Genomic DNA, 19,760 nt, shown 5'->3' with positions numbered 1-19,760 from the left:
TCCCTACTCCCACGATAGGCGATGTCTGGCGACAAGCTGCTCCGCGTCTACGCGCAAAACTTGTTGAATTGTTTGGTGTACAATTTCCTTACTCAAAGTGCCATCGATGCGAATAATTCTTTTGGGATAAGCTGCGGCTAATGCTGCGTAGCCTTGCTGTACTCGCTGATGAAAGGCGATGGTTTCTTGTTCGATGCGGTCAAATGCTTGCTCATCTCCCCTTTTTCGGGCCAGTCCAATTTCGACATCAACATCTAACCAAATAGTCAGGTCGCTGAGTAAACCACCAGTAGCAATATAATTCAATTGCTCAATTAAACTCATATTTAAACGCCGACCATAACCTTGATAGGCAATGGTAGATTCAATATAGCGATCGCATAAAATATATTTCCCTTGTGCTAAATGGGGTTTCAGCTCTTGTTCTACGTGTTGCGCTCTGTCAGCTGCATATAACAATAATTCTGTCACTTCTGCGATCGGTTTATTATCCGCCTTTTCTAGCAACAAGCGGCGCAAATCCAAACCTAATTCTGTTCCCCCGGGTTCCCTTGTCAGGACTACAGAAACACCCAAGCTTTGCAACCATGCTTGACAAAGCTGCATTTGGCTAGTTTTACCGCAGCCTTCTACCCCTTCAAATACGATTAATTTGCCAACCATGCTGTTAATATACTGACTTGTAAATAGTGTTGACGGATGACTGTTGACTGGAAAGAGATATTTTCATGCGTGTTCGTGTACCTAGGTTAAGGATTTTAAACTTAAATGGTATTTGGGGAAAGGGTTCAAGGTTTTTGATTTCTTTTTTTCTCGTTTATCTCCTTCTTACTCCTTAACTGATAGATATTAACTGTTTTGCGAATTTCTAATAAATTTAGCTGCAAAAAATGGCTGTTTTAACTAGTCAATGGGAACTCTATATCAATAGTCCGAACTAGAACATTCCCAGGTCTGTCATCATGTCTGATTTTGCCCCTGTTAACCCATCTCTCAATGGAAACTTAACTAGAAGCTTAAGTTCGTTAGAAACTTGGGGTTTTGGTCTAACAGGTCATATCTTGTGGATAGCCGTGATTCCCGCCATTCATGCAGCATTAGGTTCTCAAGCTATCTTTGTCTGGATTCCCGCCGTCCTCTGTGGAATGCTACTTAACTATCAAATGCAGCATTTGGGATTTCATTTCCAGAATGTTGCTGGAGGAACTCCTAACTATGCTAGTAAGTTGCTGAAGCGCTACCCAGGGTTAGCTCGCTATAGTGCATTGGGATATTATTTTAGTTGGGTATCAGTATTACCAGTTAACGCCATTGTCCTCACGGACTTAATAGAAGTAAATTTAGCGACGTTAAATCTTACCTTCCCAAAGTTAGCACTAGAAATTGCCTTGACACTGCTGCCTTTTGTCTTGGCATTTAGCGGCACTCGTGCCCTGAGTATTTTACACTTATTTTTCGTACTGCCAGCCTTTGGTCTGCTGCTCATCTTTGCTTTTCAAGGACTTGGCTGGTTAGCCTTCTCATCCGAGAGTCCTGGCTTTTTTCCAAATCATTTGTCATTGATTGGCTTTGGCGATTGGGCCAAGTGGTTTCTTTATGTCACCTATGCAACTTATGCTTGCGAAACCGCTGCTTCCTTTGTCGCTGATAGTCAACATCCTACCAAGACACTGTTTAGCCTCAAGGTTGCAGCTTGGTTAATGTTACCAATTTATCTTGGTGCATCCTGGGTAGTAATGCGGTTAGCTACAGCTGCCAACCTGAAGGATAGCGCTTTTTTAAACTTGCTAGCTGCTGCCAAACCCTTCTGGGGAGATATAGCTGGCTTGATGATCACCTTTTTACTCACGGCTGCTTGTCTTTTGGCTTGTGCAACTGTGGTTTCTAACTGTCCCCGTATTCTGTATCAACTAGCACGCGATCAATATCTCTCACCTGTGTTTGCCGTAGTTTCTCGTTGGGGTGTATTTGGCCCGGCTTTGGGATTAACACTCGTACTTAGCCTTGGGTGCTTAATTTGGGGAAATGTCGCTGCAATTGTGGTTGTGGGTAATGTTGGCTGGTTTATCTCGATTATGGCGGTACAGCTAGGAATCTGGCTACAACGGCACAAACCAGAAGTGTTATTCCCACGAATCACACTAGGTATTTTATTAGTAGAAGTTGTAGTTCTGTTCGTAGGGGGTTTAGCTTGGGGATGGCGAGAATTTCTCATGGGTTTATTGCTTCCGATTGGGATTATTGGCATTGATGCCACAATTAGCCGCGTTAATGTTCCGCCTTTTCATCCCCTTTGGTGGATCAAACGCGATCGCTCTCGCCCGACAATCATTGCCCAAGATTCAGTTATGCTTCAGGTAAGCATCCTGATTTTTCTGTTATGTAGCGCTGTTGCAGTTGGTTGGTTATTTGGTTTCCAGCTGAATCAAGCCGCAAATATGGGGGGTGAGAATTTATTTATTGTCTTACTGATGACGATCACATTTGTAGGAGTAGCGATCGCCTGTTGGACAAGTTTACCGCAAGTAGTGGCGATCGCAGAAGCACGAGAAGCAGCCGAACATCTATTTACAATCGCCCAAGATGCTATTCTCGTCACCGATGAAAAAGGGATTATTCTCCAAGCCAACCCCGCCACAGAATTGTTATTTCATGTAAATCCAGCAGATTTGTTAGGAAAACACCTTAATAAATGGCTACCAACATTAGTTACAAATCCACAACAATGGACAAAACGCAGTGAACAAACTTTTACCGCCAACGGTAGCAACACAATTTTAGAAGTTGCGATTTCTGATCGTCCCCATCAATATTTTCAAGAATATGTTGTGATTCTCCACGATATTACAAAACGCAAACAAGCAGAAGAAATATTGCGACATTCAGAAGCAGAATTGAAAGCAGAAGCCCAACAATTAGCCAGCCAATTAATCCAAAGTGAGAAGATGTCTGGCTTAGGACAGTTAGTAGCCGGAGTCGCCCATGAAATTAACAACCCAGTTAATTTTATTTCTGGTAATCTGACTCCTGCTATTGAATATATTCAAGACTTATATAAATTACTGCAACTTTATCAACAGCATTATCCCAATCCCACGCCAGAAATTCAAGCCTTTGCTAATGCCATTGATATTGATTTTATGCTTGCCGATTTACCACAATTACTCAGTTCTATGAAAATCGGCACTGCAAGAATCACAGAAATTGTTTTATCCCTGCGGAATTTTTCTCGCTTAGATGAAGCAGAAATGAAAGCAGTAGATATTCATGCAGGTATTGACAGTACTTTAATGATTTTGGGACATCGTCTCAAAGCCAATGATAAACGTCCAGAAATAGTAATTATTAAACAATCCGGTAATCTGCCTTTAGTAGAATGCTATCCTGGGCAGCTTAATCAAGTATTTATGAATATTTTGGCTAATGCTATTGATGCTTTAGAAGAAACATTTATCGCTCATCAAAAACCGCAAAATTTACAGATTTCTATCACAACTCTATTATCCCCAAGTCAACAGGCTGTAATTAAAATTAGCGATAATGGTGCGGGAATTCCCGAACATATCCGCCAGCGATTATTTGAACCTTTCTTTACTACCAAGCCGATAGGTAAAGGTACAGGCTTAGGTTTATCTATTAGTTATAAAATTATTAGTGAAAAACATCGTGGTAAATTACAGTGTCATTCTACGATTGGTGAAGGCACAGAATTTACAATCGAAATTCCTCTACATCAAAATCCCGTAGATAATTGATATGGCGATGCGATCGGCCTCACGTATCAAAATCTTGCCAAAGTTTGTAGTGGATTGACACAGCTAAAATGTTGCAATAATTTTTCTTGTGGGGTGGACATCTTGTCCGCCCTGGACGGGTGAGACACCCATCCCACAAGAGTTTTTTTATGCACTATTTTAGTCGTGTCACACTCTACATTCTTTCTAACACCTCAATTCCTAACAGTGATAAACCTAACTTGAGGGTTCTAGCCGTTAAATCACACAGAACTAAACGAGATGTCCGCAAAGGTTCCTCCGCAATTAGTATCGGAACACCGTGATCTTTGTCATAAAACTGATTAAACTTCTTACTCAGTTCGTACAAATACTCACATAACCGATTGGGCATTAAGTCTTGCTCTACAGTATTAATAACTTCATCGAGTTGCAGTAAATATTTTGCCAGTGCTAATTCTGTTTCATGTTGCAACAGAACTTTGACATTTTCACCTAACTCCTCAAAGTTAATATCACCCTTGCGACTAATTCCCTGAATCCGTGCATAAGCATATAGCATATAAGGTGCTGTATTGCCTTTAAGATCCAGCATTTTATCATAGCTGAAAATATAGTTACTGGTGCGGTTTTGGCTTAAGTCAGCATATTTAACTGCACTAATACCAACTACCTCAGCAACTTTATTAATGAATTCTTCAGTTTCTTCGCGCCCTTCTTCTTTTAATCTCACTTCTAAATCTGCACGCGCACGAGAAACTGCTTCATCTAACAAATCCCGTAACCGTTCTGTATCTCCTGAACGAGTTTTGTACTTCTTACCATCTTTCCCAAGCACCAAACCAAAAGGTACATGAATCAATTCCACATCATCGGGAATCCATCCGGCTTTGCGTGCTACTTGAAAGAATTGGGCAAAGTGATTTGATTGTCCAGCATCTGTTATATAAATTATGCGCTTCGCTTCATCTTTTTGAATTCGGTAGCGCAGGGCGGCTAAATCTGTTGTTGCATAGTTATAACCACCATCAGATTTTTGCACAATCAAAGGCAAAGGTTCACCTTCTCTGTTAGTAAACCCTTCCAAGAATACACACTTCGCCCCTTGGTTTTCTACCAGTAATCCAGATTTTTCTAAATCTTCCACAATTCCTGGTAGTAAGGGGTTGTAGAAAGACTCGCCCCGTTCTGTTACCTGAACATCTAGCAAATCATAAATTACCTGAAATTCCTGTCTTGATTGTTCGCACAGCAATTTCCAAGCATGGATTGTATCTTCCGCACCTGCTTGTAATCTGACAACTTCCTGTCTCGCTGTCTCTTGGAATGTTTCATCTGCATCAAAGCGTTGCTTGGCTTTGCGGTAAAAACTGACTAAATCGCCGATATCTAAAGCATTAGCAGTAGTCAAGGCTTCTGGGTAAACTTCCCGCAGGTAGGTGATTAACATCCCAAATTGAGTACCCCAATCACCCACATGGTTTAACCGCAAAACATCATGTCCCTGAAATTCCAAAATCCGGGCAATACTATCACCAATAATAGTTGAGCGCAAATGCCCAACGTGCATTTCCTTAGCAATATTGGGGCTGGAAAAATCGACAATTTCGCGCTGTGGTGTTTTGGCGGTGGGTACACCTAATCGCGAATCAGCGTGAATAGCGTTGATTTGTGCTTCCAGGTATGACGTTTTCAGCTTGAGATTGATAAATCCCGGGCCAGCAATTTCTGGTGCTTCGCAGATTTCTGACACATCTAAATTATCTGCGATCGCAGTTGCAATTTGTCTGGGTTGTTTTCCTAGCCTTTTACTCAGGGATAAAGCCACATTCGCCTGATAATCACCAAACTTAGGATTGCTAGCAGTCACCAAAATCGGATCTACGCCAGCATACTCAGCGCCAAACGCAGCCACCAAGGCCTGTGCAAATTGTTGTTTGAGTTTTTCTTGTGTAGCGTTCATATATAAATGTTATCTGTAACAGGCGTAATGTGACCGTTGAAAGGTAGATACTCTCAGGAGCTTGATTATTTTAACCCTAAAATATGGTTACCATTACTAATTCCAGACTGTCATGGTACAGTACAACCCCCTTGACTGTCTGCCATCATCGGCAGAATTTCCCGATTCTGACGATACCCCAGTGGATAAAGAACTGCAAAATCTCATTCCTAATTTATCTTACTGGTGCCGTGCCCCCGCTACTCATCTTTCAAATGAATATTACATTAATAGTGATAATTTTATGATTTTTCATTTAATCTTGCTTTTGCTGCGGCGCGTACAACTCTATTGCTATCTTTCACCAAAATTTGCACAATTTCTGTTGATGTTTGCGGATTTTGGGCGATGAGATAACGTTCATACCAAGTAAATAAATATAATGTTTTTAATCTTTGTAAAAAATATTCGCTAGGTACTGGGAAATTTTGAAGAATAGCTAACCGAAATGGTATTGAATCGATAGTGCGACAATTTGGTTCTATATATTGAACTAGATATTTACTGGCGATTTCCGGAGCAATTTGTATGAGTTTTTTGACTGCGACTACAAAAATTTTATGTTCTTTACGGTTATGGTGACGTTGATAACGAGTATATATACCGGGCGTATATTGATAATTTTTAGCCAGAATTTCTAGTATAGGAATTGGAGTATTAATGTTGTTAGCAACTGCTAGCCTCACCGATTGATTTTTATCTTGTGCTAGCCTTTTTAGACAATTTCTAGCTTTGACAAAATCACTATATGCTGCTACTAAGCGAGAGTTTTGAGCAACAGCTTCGCGAATCAGTACAGATTTATGTTTGGCTAGTTCAATTAATGTTTCGATGGGAGTCTGCTCGCTGATAGCTGCGTTATATGCTAAAAAAAAGCTTTGATGATGGTTATGGGCGAATTTTTCCTGGTATTTGATTAATGCAGTTTGGCGAACTTCTGAAGTTATATCAAACAATGACTTTTCTATAAAGTCTAATGATATATTGGGATTTTGCAGCATTAGTAACCGCAGTCTATAGCCACTTAAGTCTCTGAATTTTGTGTTGGCTATTTTGTAGCAAATTTCATCGGATATATGGGGATGAGAAGCTACGGCTGCATATATATCTACACTACGAATATCTAAAATTTGTAGTAATAATTCTGCAGACACATCGGGATTGCAAACTACTTGTTGCCAAATATTATGTACCGCCTCCCAATAAATATCATCGGGTACAATCTTAATCAATTCCAATAATTGAGGGATTGGTGTAATTGCACTTGCGGCTATGTCATATTGTTCTTGACTAGGTAGTTCTTTTATTTCAATTCCTGGATAATTGTAAGGGGCGCTAAACAGTCTCAGCCAGAGATAAATATAATTAGATTTGCTTTGAATATGCTGTAATTGTAATTGCGCTCTTAATTCTTGTGGAGTAGCTGGATTCAAAGCAAGATTTTGCAGTATACGCCTATCTTGCTCTTGGTAAAGAAGTAGTAAAATCTCTGATGGGGTATGAGGATTTTTAGCCACATTAGCACGTACATAGACATGGCGATCGCGCGATAATTTTTCCAGAGAGGCTTGAGGTGTTTGGCTATTTAACGCCACTGCTCGACGTACTAGAATGCTTTTATCTTGAGTAAGATGTTTGAGTATATGCATATCAGCACGAGGATGACTAGCAACAGCTACCCTGATTCTCCATTCAGGCGATCGCGCTAATTTTTCTAAATCGCTTAACTCTAAATTTGGATGCTTTGCAACTCTGGCGCGAATAAATGACCATCTACTCGTACATAGTTCTCGTAATTTTTCTACTACTGTATGCGGATTTGTTACTAAACATCGTTCTTGGAAAAAATTATTAACTATTGACCTTGGTAAACTAGGATTTCTCATCGCCGCTTCCCGTACTACCCTAGAATTATGATTGACAAGTTCAATTAAACATTCAACAGGTGTGTTTTTATTTTTGGCTACTTCAATAATTGTGGTAATTTTAATTTTTAAACTTAATAATTCTCGTAAATATTCTGGGGGAGTATCGCTAAATTTAGCGATAGCTTCCCGAACATATTCTGAAGCTTTAGCAAGTTGCAACTTAGGCCCAATTCCCAATAGCCAAAAGGTAAATTGATAATATTCTCCTTTAACATTGTTATAAGAATTACATCCCAGTTCTCCAGTATTGTAAAATCTAGATGCAATACTATCAAGAATATCTTGTAATTTATGATCTGCATATTCTTGCCAACCTGACGGCATTTCTTGGGCAATATTTACATGCATTTCTATTAATCGTCGAATATAATCACTGCAATATTGATTTTCTGCCACTAATTGCAGTACTTGCTTGCTGGTTTGAGGATTTTGCACAATTACCAATAAATAATCATAATATCCAGTAGTGGCAAAGGCGATTAACCATTCTTCAGGAGCATCTTCAGAAGCTAAAATATTTAGAACAACTCTATAGGGAATTGTTGTATAAAAATTAGTATTTTCTAACTGTAATAAAGGTAGAATCGGATTTTTAATAAACTCTATAGGAAATTCTTCTGCTAGTTGAAATAATACATCTATAGGTGTATTAGGATTTCCGGCTATAGCTTGACGAATTTTTATATCTTGATGAGTTGCTAATTCTGTTAATAATTCTGGTGTCGTATCGATATTATTGGCGGCTGCAATTGCTAATTGATGACTGAGTTGCATTAATTCTTCCATTTATTAATGTTGATACTAAATAAATGTAGTTAAACCAAAAACTTGTTTGGCTTTCGCTAAACTAAATTCACTGGAGGACATAGCAATATCCTTGAGTTTAAAGACTCTGTAATTGAATACCTAATTATATTATTTAGCAACTGCAGCACAGGTTAATGCTGCTTGTACCTGACTAGGTGATTGATTAGCAACTAACTCAATTTTGCCGTTGGCGTTACGTCGCCAGCCAGTTGCTTGCACAAGAACTTGTGGTTTCGTAGGTATTTGCTCTGGTACTGATTGTGTTTTGTGGAACGCAGATATATCACGGGTATCAGACCAAGTGCGATCGCTCCTCACTTCTTGAGTGGGATTTTCTGGTATCCCACCCCGACCTGTGGCGACAAAACTACTCCCATTGTTATTAGAACAACCTGTAGCAATAAGCTTAGATGAATCAGTTACATTTGCAGGTAATTCAACTAAGCCAGAATTAGGGTCAACACCAATATTATTAATGTCTACTGTGCCGTTGACATTAAACTGGGAACTAGCAGTGATATCATTTGTTTGGTCTGTGCGAGGAGTCAGGGTATTGCGAAACTCTAGACCAATAACACCTTGTGTGGAGATGTCAATATTGCCACCACGACCTTGAACAGCATTGGCGATGATATCGCTGTTTTCTAACCCAATAATCACAGGTGCATTAATTGACAAGTTCCCACCATTCCCTGTACTCGCAGCAGTAGCAGAAATAAAGCTACCATGCCGCATTAACAGATAATCTTGCAAACTTAATCCGACATTTCCGCCATTTCCAGAGGCGGTTGATGCAGTGATACTACTTTGGTTATCTAGAAAAATCGAGTTAGCGTTAATTCGCAAATCCCCCGCGTTACCGAGTCCCTCGTTTCGCACAGATGCATATGCCCCATCTTTGACCTGCAATGAAGGTGTGTTAATAGTGAGAGAACCTGCGTCACCTTTGGGAAAGGGAGGGAATCCAAAGACAGCTTGAGTGATGGGATCGGCTATCTCGGCATTGGAAACAATGCGGCTCGGTAATACTGAACCTGCGGCTGTACCCTGAATACGCACGTACTCAGAAGCGTTAATTATGACACTACCAGCCGAACCAGTAGTCAGGGTAGTAGACCCTAGAAATCCCCCATCTCGAACCACTAATCTGGATGTGTTGATTAATGTATCATCGGCATTGCCAGAACTTACCGTTGATGAACCTATGGTAGTTGGTGAAAGTGTGATAGGGTTGTTTCCCGCTATTTCGATTAGATCTTTTGCATTAATTTGCACTATCCCACTTTTTCCTGCACCTGCGGTGACAGAGAAAATAGCTCCATCCAAAAGCTTGACGTTGCCAGATGAGACTGTAAGATTGCCTGCATGGGTAGAACTCAATGTGTATGTTGCCAAACTAGACTTGTTACCATTGCTGGGGGCAAAACCATCTAAAACGATTAAGTCTGCAATATTGGCTTTAATATTGCCACCAGAGCCTTGATTAAATATCTTGGTAGCGATTTGTCCACCATTTTGGATGGATAGCTGTTTGGCAGAGATGGTTATATCACCTATTTGACCCGTTCCTAAATTATCACTTTGGATAATACTTCCAATACTGCCATCGGTGATATTCCCCGTGAGATTCAGGGACTCAGTTGCCTTGAGTGTAATTCCGCCAGAAGTTTGTGCGTCTAAGTTTTGCAGCAAAATCGCAGAACCATCGCTCAAGTTGATATTTCGCCCTTGCAGTTGAATCGAGCCATTGCTACCACTGGCATCAAGCAGCGATTGGTTTGCAAGGTGGATATTGTTGAATTTTTGTACTGCTGAATAATCTCCCTGCCATCCTGTAATAGTAGGTTTGAGTTTGACTTGACTCTCGCTCACACTCCCTACTTCTAGATGTCCACCTCCATTAGTGCTAACAATCCCACCGGAAAAATTAACTGCACCACCGATGAGCATCAGTGTATTGCCTATCTCTACTTGTAACTCAATAGGATTATTGCTGCGATCTGCCGGGGTAAAAATTCCGCTAGTCAGGCGATGTCCATTCCCTTCTACAGTAATTTTTCCTGGATTCTGCCCCATTTGCAACCCCACGGGTACACTCATGGTTAACAACGGTGCTTCAGTGGAATTGACTGCACTAAATTCTGTTCCATCGCTAAATTTAATACTACTTGCTGTTGTTCCGACGAAGGAACCACCGATATTTAGGCTGGCATTTGGCCCGAATATAATCCCCGAAGGATTCATCAAAAATAAACTGACTGGGTTATTATTGCTACTGAGCGTCCGAATTAACCCGTCTATATTAGAAACATTACCACCTGTGACTCGGCTAAATATCGTTATAATATTTGGCGTATTGGTTAAATCAAAGGTGGCACTGCCACCTGTCGGTACTGAGAAATTACTGAAGCTGTGAAATAAATTATTTCCTTTCTCAATACCATTGAGAATAAAAAAATCATTTCCATTGGCGTTGACAGTAGTGTTAGTTGTGCCATCCGATGTTACCTGAGCCAAGGCTGATGATATGTCCCAAGTGAACAAGCCAGTGGTCAAGGCTGTTAACAACAATTGAAACCAGAGATTTGATTCTTTGTAGTTAATTCTCATCACGAATACCTTAATTGAACTCGTTAGAGTTAAAGTTCCCATAAAGGTATGAACAATAACATGATTAAATTTTAGGAACAACAGCACAGGTTAATGCTGGTTGCATCTGATTGGGAGAGTTATCTGCAACCAATTCAATTTTGCCCATTGCGTTGCGATGCCAGGAAGTAGCCTGTATAAGAACTTGTGGTGTTGTCGGTATTTGGGCAGTCACATTACCAGTTTTGTAGAATGCAGAGATATCGCGTACATCAGACCAAGTGCGATCGCTCCTCACATCTTGCGTGGGATTTTGTGGGATTCCACCCCGCCCTGTAGCGACAAAACTACTACCAGTATTATTAGAACAACCACTAGCGATTTGCTGCGATGAATCGCTGACATTTGCTGGTAATGTCACTAAACCAGAATTGGGGTCAACACCAAGGTTATTAATTTCTACTGTGCCATTGACGTTAAATTCAGAACTAGCAGTAATGTCATTGGTCAGGTCAACTCTGGGAGTCAGGGTATTACGGAACTCTAAACCAATAATTCCTTGAGTTGTAATGGCAATGTTGCCACCCTTTCCTTGCACGGCGTTGGCAATGATGTCACTGTTTTCTAATCCCACCAGGATGGGTGCATCAATACTAATATTACCCCCATTCCCATTACCTTGGGCTGTTGCAGTGATTTGGCTACTCTCGCGCAATAGTAACAATTTGCCAACTTGTAACCCAATGTTACCACCATTACCAGATGCTGTCTGTGCCTCGAACACAGCTTGATTTTTTAATTGGATAGTATTTGCGGTGATATTGATGCTCCCACCATTGCCACTACCTTGATTGGTCACACTCACAGTTCCGCCATCCTTTAGTAATAGGTAGGGCGTTGTGATACTTACTGTACCTGCATCAGCAGTCAGATTATTATTAGGAATGCCGAATAATTTTTGTAATGCTGGGTTTAGACGCGTGCTAGAGGAGGCAATGGCGCTCGGATTTATCTGATTGCGACCACTAACTTGAATAGATTCTGTGGCATTAATCCGAATATCTCCTCCATGACCGACAAAAAATGAACTTGTACCAATTGTTCCCCCATTAATCAATCGTAATCTAGCAGTATCCAGCGTCAAGGTTTTAGCATTGCCAGTGCTGAAGGTGGTTGAGCTAATTCTGGTGTTGAGGATGGAATTACTGCTACTCTGCACAATAGTATCCTGGTTGCGAATCATCACCTCACCACTGGAACCAATACCGCGCGATATTGAAGAGAGTCCGCCACCATCGGATATAAGTAAACTATCGCCACTGACGGAGATATTACCAGCATTACCAGAACCTAATGTACTGGTATTAATAACACTACCATTTGAATTGAGGGGCGAGAAGCCAGATATGTCTAGTTTTGTGGCATCGATCTGAATATTGCCACTGGCAGATGCTCCATAAGTATTGCTACTTAATAGCCCTCCCTCCTGGATGCTTAATCGAGGAGTAATGACGCTGATATTCCCGCCAGTACCCACGCCAACGTTTTCACTCCGAATCCCGCTGAATGCACCAGTCAGATCAATTCCGGCGGATGACTGAAGATGCAAGTTGCCACCAGGGAGATTACCGAAATTTTGTGCCAAAATCAGTGAGCGATCGCTAAATTGAATCTCTTTACCCCGAACTTGAACAGAACCGGAATTGAAACCACTGACATCTAAAAGAGATTTCTGCATGAGTTGAATGTCAGCAAAACTTTGATCATTCTCATACTCCAATGTATAGCCTAGAGTAGTGGGGACTAAACTAACTAATCCGGTACCGCCTAAACTACCCAATTCTATTTGCCCTTGTTCAGCACTGAGGGTAGCTCCATTTAAACTCAGATTACCACCCACCAGTGCTAGAGTTTTTCCAGGCTGTACTTGTAATTTGGTTGGGCTAGGAACGCGAATTACAGGAGCCTGACTGTTACCGATAATTAAGGCAGATCCTGTACCTTGAACAGTAATATTTGCGGGTACTTGTCCCATCTGCAAGCCAATTGGTACACTCATTGTCAACAAGGATGTACCAGAAGTATTCACTGCACTAAATTCAATTCCATCAGCAAATTTAATACTATTGGCTGTCGTTCCTATAAATGAACCACCAATATTCAAGCTGGCATTTTGCCCAAAAATAATTCCGGCAGGGTTGATTAAAAATAAATTGGCATTACCTTGGGCGCGGATGGAACCATTAATGTTGGAAACGTTACCACCAGTTACGCGACTAAAAATATTTTGGATATCTGTGGCATTATTGAAAACGGCTGAACCGTTGCTAGGAACGGAGAATTGGCTAAAACTATGAAATAAATTATTGCCGACACGGCTGCCGTTGGTGATGTTATAGTTATTAGTCTCGGTGACAGATGTATTGAGAGTGCTATCAGGAATTACTTGAGCGTAAACATTACTGTTATAAATATTAGATACGAAGATTGCACCAATTAAGCCTAAGCCAGCAAATATTACTTTCATTACTCATTAATAATTTTTAGTGTGTATCTAGTTTTGCCCTATTGGTAAAATTAGTAACTTTCAGCAATCCTTAATTAATTTTTGGGAATAGCTGCACAGGTTAATGATGGTTGCATAGATGTGGGAGATTTTGCAGCAACAAGCTCGATTTTACCTTGGGCGTTACGATGCCAAGAAGTCGCTTGCACAAGCACCTGTGGAGGTGTAGGTATTTGGGCTTGTACTGGTTGTGTGGTGTGGAATGCAGAGATATCACGAGTATCAGACCAAGTGCGATCGCTCCTCACATCTTGCGTCGGATTTTGTGGTATTCCCCCCCTGCCGGTGGCGACAAAACTACTACTACTTGTATCAGCGCATCCAGTAGCAATTTGTTGGGATGTATTGGTAATATTCGCGGGTAGTTCAACTAAACCCGAATTGGGATCAACACCAACATTATTAATCTCTACTGTGCCATTCACCCCAAACTTTGAACTAGCAGTAATATCATTTTCACTGGTCAGTTGTGAACGATATTCTAAACCAATAATTCCCTGAGTGGTAATGTCAATATTGCCGCCATTGCCTTGAAAGGCATTAGCAACAATATCACTATTTTCTAATCCGACGATGAGAGGAGCATTAATGGTAATATTGCCACCGTTGCCATTACCGCCCGCTTCTGTCGTGATTGTACTGCCATTACGAAGCAAGAGAAAGTCTGCAACATCTAAATTGATATCGCCACCTTGCCCAGAGGCAGTAGCTGCTCGAATACGACTATTTTCCACAGAAATTTGCTCTGCTTGGATGCTTAACTGTCCCGCATTACCTGTTCCAGAGTTGGTTAGGTTGATGTAAGCACCATCACGGACTTTGAGGCTGTTGGTTGTAATGCTCAATCTACCTGCATTACCCGTAGGAGCATCTGGTAAACCATAAAATTGTCTGGCAGTCTCATTGACAATGGGCGCACTGGCAGCAATGGAAGAACTGAAGACATTTTGCCCCTCTATTAAAATATCATTTGCCTGGATAATTAATGCCCCTGCATTGCCTGTGGCTTGGGTGCTGGTGTTGATTGATGCACCATTGTGGATAACTAATTGATTGGTTTGAATCGTCACATTACCTGCTTCCCCATTGCCTAATGTCAGACTGCCGATCAAAGTTGGAGCTTGAGTAAACTGATTGATGCCAGTGATGATCAGGCGTTCTGCCACATTCACACTGACATTACCACTATTTCCTAAATTATTGGACTGTTTAGCATCGCCAAATATGCCAAACACTGGTAAGCTGCTCGCCGACAACACAGTTCCAGCCTGCATTGTCAAATTTGGAGTAGTCACAGACACATTACCCCCATGCCCAGAACCTGTGGTAAAGCTACCGATACCACTAGCCACTGTTGGTAAGAGTGGGTGTACACCTACCATGTCTATGGATTGCTGTGCTACTACTGTGACATCACCCGCATTACCACTACCCGTCCCAGGTATTCTCGCCAACCGGATAGCAGACGTAAAAATATCCCCTCCATCTGAAAGCTGTAATTTCCCTATAGAGACGTGGATATTGCCACTATTACCAGTCCCTGATGTATAAGCATTAATTCCACTAGGAGTAAAACTGATCGGATGAGCTGATATCGCCTTCATCTCTTCTGCTACCTTGACGGAAATATCACCCCCACGCCCAGTTGCACTAGGAAAGACAACCGTTGTAATTACGCCACTTTCTTGCAGATGCAATTGACGCGCTACTACATTCACATCTCCTCCATTTCCTGATGCGTAAGTTTGACTAGCAATACGGCTACTGCTAGTTCCTGTTGGTAATAAAGGAGATTTGACAGCAACAGTCCCACTCATAGCAATTGTATCTGCTTTTACCTCTACCTTACCTGCTGCTCCCCTACCCAGGCTCAAGGTTTCAATCGCTGCACCATCTTTTAAAGTCAACTGTCCGGCTTGAATCTTGACTGCTCCCCCATTTCCCGTTGCTGTCTGCGCCACCTGATTCACAATCCAAGCACTGGGAGCAAAAGCATTGGCATTAATTCCACCCAAAAACAGCGATCGCTCTGCATTCACGGTAATATTACTACCCTGCCCACTACCAACAATTGCACCAGCAATTTGTGATTGGTCGAGGCGAATATCTCTCCCTACTACTTGAATCCCACCAAATGGATTACCTACAGGATGAGGATTCCACAAGGAGGAACGTTGTGTAAAGTTAATATCGCGGAAATCTTGCACTTGTGCATAATCTAGCTGTAATCCTGTGGGTGTGGAGATTAAATTAACTGTCCCACTTCCGACAGCACCGATTTCAATTCGACCGGCTGGTGCAGTAATTACACCCCTTGTCAAGTTAATATCTCCACCAACTAAGGCAATGGTCTTTGTCGGACTGCCGATTATTCCTAAATTATTGATCGGGACAATCCCATCATTACCTTTTCCACTGACTTGAATTGGTTGTGTATTACTACCCATTTGCAAGCCAATCGGCACACTCATTGTTAACAAAGGCGTAACACTGGGATTCGTGGCACTAAATTCTACTCCATCGGCAAATTTAATACTATTTGCTGTCGTCGCTACAAATGAACCGCCAATATTTAAGCTGGCATTTTGCCCAAAAATAATTCCGGATGGGTTGAGTAAAAATAAGTTGGCGTTACCATTAGCTTGAATTAAACCATCAATATGGGAAATGTTACCACCCGTGACACGGCTAAATATATTTTGGATGTCTGCGGCATTGTCAAATAATGCCGAACTACCTGTAGGGATAGAGAACTGACTAAAGCTATGAAATAAATTGTTGCCTACACGAGTGCCGTTGGTGATGGAGTAACTATTACTACTACTGGTTACATCTGTGTTGAGACTGTTATCGGGAGTTACTTGGGCGTGAACATTATGATTGTCAACAGCACAGATGCAGATTGCACCCAGAACGGCAAACCTCACAAAAGTTAATTTCATCAGACTATATCTTAATATCTTATATTTTATTACGTATATATCCTTCCCGTTTGAGTAATATTTATCACATTTTCTATGTTAAGATTAGTTAAATTTGAGGTGTCGCCGCACAGGTTAAGGCTGTTTGTACCTGACTAGGTGATTGATTAGCAACTAACTCAATTTTGCCCATTGCGTTACGTCTCCAGCCAGTTGCTTGCACAAGATTTTGTGGTGTTGTAGATATTTGAGCTTGTGCTGGTTTTGTGGTGTGGAATGCAGAGATATCGCGCACATCAGACCAAGTGCGATCGCTCCTCACTTCCTGCATAGGATTTTGTGATACTCCACCCCTACCTGTGGCGATAAAACTGCTATTATTGATATCTGCACAGCCTGTAGCTATTTTTTGAGATGGATCGGTTAAATTCTCTGGCAATGTCACTAAACCAGAATTGGGGTCAACACCAACGTTATTAATCTCTACTGTACCATTCACCCCAAACTGTGAACTGGCGGTAATATCATTTTCTGGTGTTAGTTGCGAACGATATTCTAAGCCGATAATTCCCTGGGTAGAGATTTCAATATTGCCTCCTCGACCTTGTACAGCATTGGCGATAATATCACTGTCTTCTAAGCCCAAGATGATAGGTGCATCAATTGTGATGTTGCCTCCGTTGGCATTTTCCTTGGCGTTGGCTGTGATTTGGCTACCTTGACGCATCAACAGCACGTCGGAGGCGATGAAAATATTGCCTTGGCTGCCCGCAACTGCTTCTGCTTGGAGGCTGCCTTGATTGAGTTGCAACTGGTTGGTCTGAATATCTAAGTTTCCCGCACTCCCTTTCCCACTACTACTCACGGACAATTGAGCATTGTTGTTAATCGACACTGACTCAGTGGACTTAATGGTGATATTGCCGCCGTTGCCGTTTACTGTCGCTAGGCTAAACGCACCACTGGGAAAATTTGGGTTTGGATCGCCGTTGAGCAGGGGTGAGGGAGCAACTCCCGCAAAAGTCACTGCATCGGAAATAATCTCAATATTGCCTGCATTGCCTTGACCTTTGGAACTAGAACTAATGTAAGCCCCATTGCTAACAATTAACACAGGCGTTTGAATTTTGATATCACCACCATTGCCAGTGGTGTTAGCCCCCTGAACTTCGCTCTGAATCACACTGGGTAGACGACCCTCGGAAATATTGCGTTTTCCAGAGATAAATAAGGCGGGATCAGTCTTCTCCGCGCCATCTAACAATACAAATTCGCTAGCTTGAATCGTTACATCACCAGCATCTCCAGAATTTAAAGTGTTGGTGTCCAGACGCGCACCATTCAAGAGGGAAAATGTTCGACTCGTCAGCGTGATCTGACCGCCAGCATTGGGACTGCGGGTTGAGGTGTTGATGGTTGTGGGAAATCCCTCGGCGGGGAGTACCCCGTCTAAGGTGATCGAGTCGGCTTGAATATTGATATTTCCGGCTTTACCAAAAGTGCTGGCGCGGGTGTTGATCAGAGTATTATTGTTGGCATAGAGCGCACCGCCCACCCGAATATCAATATCGCCGCCTACTCCTTTGCCATTTCCATCTACAAGGGCGCGAATTCTAGCACCACTCAGAGAAATCGAGTCGCGTACCTGAAGGTTGATGTTGCCACCTTTGCCTTCGCCCAGTACGGATGAGAAAATATTGGGGACTTTAGTGAAGTCAATAAATTCTGCGGTAAGAGAGCCTGCTTGCACACTAACTCCAGCACTATTGCCGATCGCGCCGCTTTCCACATTGGAGAAGATATTGACCCGTCCATACAAGGAAATTAACTCGTCTATCTGAATATCAATATGACCGGCATTACCCATCCCAAAGGTGTTAGTTGATAACAGGGTGACATCTCGCATCGTCAAGGCTCTAGCCTTGATTGCAATGTTGTTGGCATTACCGCGCGCGCCCCGATCTACCACCGCCGAAAATCCCGAACGAGTCCCTCCTTCTTTGCCTTGGATAAAAATCAGATCGTCAGCTTGCACCGTAATTTTTCCCGCATCACCTCTGCCCCTGGTATCGGTGAAGACCGTACCGTATTGACTCAGCGATCGCGTCACAATGTTCACAGCGCCACTATTGCCAACGCCCTGATTCCGGCTATTTCGAGTCTCAATTGTCGCGCCGTCTTGGATGAGAAGATGATTGCCACTTTGCAAATTGATAGTTCCACCGTTGCCGTCGGTTTTGGTGCTACCAGAACGCGCTCCCACAGAAGCATTGATGGATTGAAGGGTGAGGTCGCCACCAGAAGCTAGGGAGACATTACCAGCGTTGCCGATCGCCGCAGTAGAACCTGTATTAATAGTACCATTTACGGTTATTCCCCGACCAGCTTGAATAGTAACCAGTCCACCGTTATCAGTTGAGCTATTCGTACTCACCGCACCAACGGTGACATTGCCACTCGCGGTGATGTCTACACTACGAGCAGCGATCGCTTGTAACTGGGCATCGCCAGTGGTGGCTTGAATCTGCACTGCGCCATTGGGAGCCGCGATCGCACCGCTACTCAGGACTGCATTAGCAGCTAAGGTTAAACCCTGATTCGTCGAAAGATCAGCACGGTTGGTGATGGTGGCTGAACCTTGCCCGAATTGTAAGCCAATGGGTACACTCATTGTTAATAACGGTTTAGCGGCAGGATCTACCGCACTAAATTCAACCCCATCAGCAAATTTAATGCTATTAGCTGTTGTCGCTACAAATGAACCGCCAATATTTAAGGTGACATTTTGCCCAAAAATAATCCCGGCGGGGTTGATTAAAAATAAGTTTGCACTACCGTTAGCTTTAATTAAACCATCGATATTTGAGATATTACCACCAGTAACTCGACTAAAAATATTTTGAATATCTGAAGCGTTGTTGAAGAATGCAGAACCATCTGTAGGGATAGAGAATTGCTGAAAGCTATGAAATAAATTATTGCCAACAACAGTCCCGCCAGTGATGTTGTAACTATTACTTCCAGACACAAGAGTACTGAGAGTACCATCAGGCGTGACTTGCGCCTGAACATGGCTGTTGCCAATCACCAAGATGTAGACTGCACCAATTAAACCTAAGTTAGCAAAAGTTACTTTCATCAATCAAACTTTTAATTATTTACCTTGCGTCTAGTTTTCCCAAGGTGAAGTTTGCTATTGGGGTGGCTGTGTAA

The 19,760-nt window shown here is 42.1% G+C and carries 8 protein-coding genes and 1 pseudogene; 2 read left to right on the top strand and 7 right to left on the bottom strand.

Annotated features, from left to right (window positions below; all coding sequences use genetic code 11):
* Positions 1-3 precede the first annotated feature (3 nt).
* Positions 4-663 (bottom strand): dTMP kinase, encoded by a 660-nt coding sequence (gene tmk, locus HGR01_RS19695; protein WP_045873967.1) that lies wholly within the window; start codon positions 661-663, stop codon positions 4-6.
* A 299-nt stretch (positions 664-962) separates the two neighbouring features.
* Between tmk and HGR01_RS19690 the strand changes: the two genes are divergently transcribed.
* Positions 963-3,755, top strand: a complete 2,793-nt coding sequence (locus HGR01_RS19690; protein ID WP_045873966.1) for an ATP-binding protein — start codon at positions 963-965, stop codon at positions 3,753-3,755.
* A gap of 175 nt (positions 3,756-3,930) precedes the next feature.
* On the opposite strand, the gene argS is transcribed toward HGR01_RS19690, so the two are convergent.
* Complete coding sequence (gene argS, locus HGR01_RS19685; protein ID WP_045873965.1) at positions 3,931-5,697, bottom strand: arginine--tRNA ligase; 1,767 nt, start codon at positions 5,695-5,697, stop codon at positions 3,931-3,933.
* Between the two features lie 112 nt (positions 5,698-5,809).
* On the opposite strand from argS, the pseudogene HGR01_RS19680 reads away from it, so the two are divergent.
* Positions 5,810-5,914: pseudogene (locus HGR01_RS19680) on the top strand (Uma2 family endonuclease); the annotation flags it as partial.
* 64 nt (positions 5,915-5,978) lie between these two features.
* On the opposite strand, the gene HGR01_RS19675 reads toward HGR01_RS19680, so the two are convergent.
* The 5 genes from HGR01_RS19675 to HGR01_RS19655 all read right to left on the bottom strand — a co-directional run bounded on the left by HGR01_RS19675 (position 5,979) and on the right by HGR01_RS19655 (position 19,686).
* A complete protein-coding gene (locus HGR01_RS19675; protein WP_045873964.1) occupies positions 5,979-8,450 on the bottom strand; it encodes a hypothetical protein in 2,472 nt (823 codons plus the stop codon).
* Positions 8,451-8,579: 129 nt separating this feature from the next.
* Positions 8,580-11,081, bottom strand: a complete 2,502-nt coding sequence (locus HGR01_RS19670) for a filamentous hemagglutinin N-terminal domain-containing protein (RefSeq protein ID WP_045873963.1) — start codon at positions 11,079-11,081, stop codon at positions 8,580-8,582.
* A gap of 64 nt (positions 11,082-11,145) precedes the next feature.
* Positions 11,146-13,587 (bottom strand): filamentous hemagglutinin N-terminal domain-containing protein, encoded by a 2,442-nt coding sequence (locus HGR01_RS19665; protein WP_045873962.1) that lies wholly within the window; start codon positions 13,585-13,587, stop codon positions 11,146-11,148.
* Between the two features lie 74 nt (positions 13,588-13,661).
* Positions 13,662-16,568 carry a filamentous hemagglutinin N-terminal domain-containing protein gene (locus HGR01_RS19660; RefSeq protein ID WP_045873961.1) on the bottom strand — a complete coding sequence of 969 codons (2,907 nt, stop codon included), beginning with the start codon at positions 16,566-16,568 and terminating at the stop codon, positions 13,662-13,664.
* Positions 16,569-16,656: 88 nt separating this feature from the next.
* Positions 16,657-19,686, bottom strand: coding sequence for a filamentous hemagglutinin N-terminal domain-containing protein (locus HGR01_RS19655; RefSeq protein WP_045873960.1), 3,030 nt, complete (start codon positions 19,684-19,686; stop codon positions 16,657-16,659).
* Positions 19,687-19,760 lie beyond the last annotated feature (74 nt).

It is taken from the genome of Tolypothrix sp. PCC 7712, from assembly GCF_025860405.1.
Lineage (GTDB): Bacteria > Cyanobacteriota > Cyanobacteriia > Cyanobacteriales > Nostocaceae > Aulosira > Aulosira diplosiphon.
Note: the sequence above shows the minus strand (reverse complement) of the source record. Positions and strands in the feature narration are given on the sequence as shown.

What these genes read in the sequence shown, in the direction of transcription:
- tmk (WP_045873967.1), bottom strand. Translation starts at nt 663, where the DNA reads ATGGTTGGCAAATTAATCGTATTTGAAGGGGTAGAAGGCTGCGGTAAA.
- HGR01_RS19690 (WP_045873966.1), top strand. Translation starts at nt 963, where the DNA reads ATGTCTGATTTTGCCCCTGTTAACCCATCTCTCAATGGAAACTTAACT.
- argS (WP_045873965.1), bottom strand. Translation starts at nt 5,697, where the DNA reads ATGAACGCTACACAAGAAAAACTCAAACAACAATTTGCACAGGCCTTG.
- HGR01_RS19675 (WP_045873964.1), bottom strand. Translation starts at nt 8,450, where the DNA reads ATGGAAGAATTAATGCAACTCAGTCATCAATTAGCAATTGCAGCCGCC.
- HGR01_RS19670 (WP_045873963.1), bottom strand. Translation starts at nt 11,081, where the DNA reads ATGAGAATTAACTACAAAGAATCAAATCTCTGGTTTCAATTGTTGTTA.
- HGR01_RS19665 (WP_045873962.1), bottom strand. Translation starts at nt 13,587, where the DNA reads ATGAAAGTAATATTTGCTGGCTTAGGCTTAATTGGTGCAATCTTCGTA.
- HGR01_RS19660 (WP_045873961.1), bottom strand. Translation starts at nt 16,568, where the DNA reads ATGAAATTAACTTTTGTGAGGTTTGCCGTTCTGGGTGCAATCTGCATC.
- HGR01_RS19655 (WP_045873960.1), bottom strand. Translation starts at nt 19,686, where the DNA reads ATGAAAGTAACTTTTGCTAACTTAGGTTTAATTGGTGCAGTCTACATC.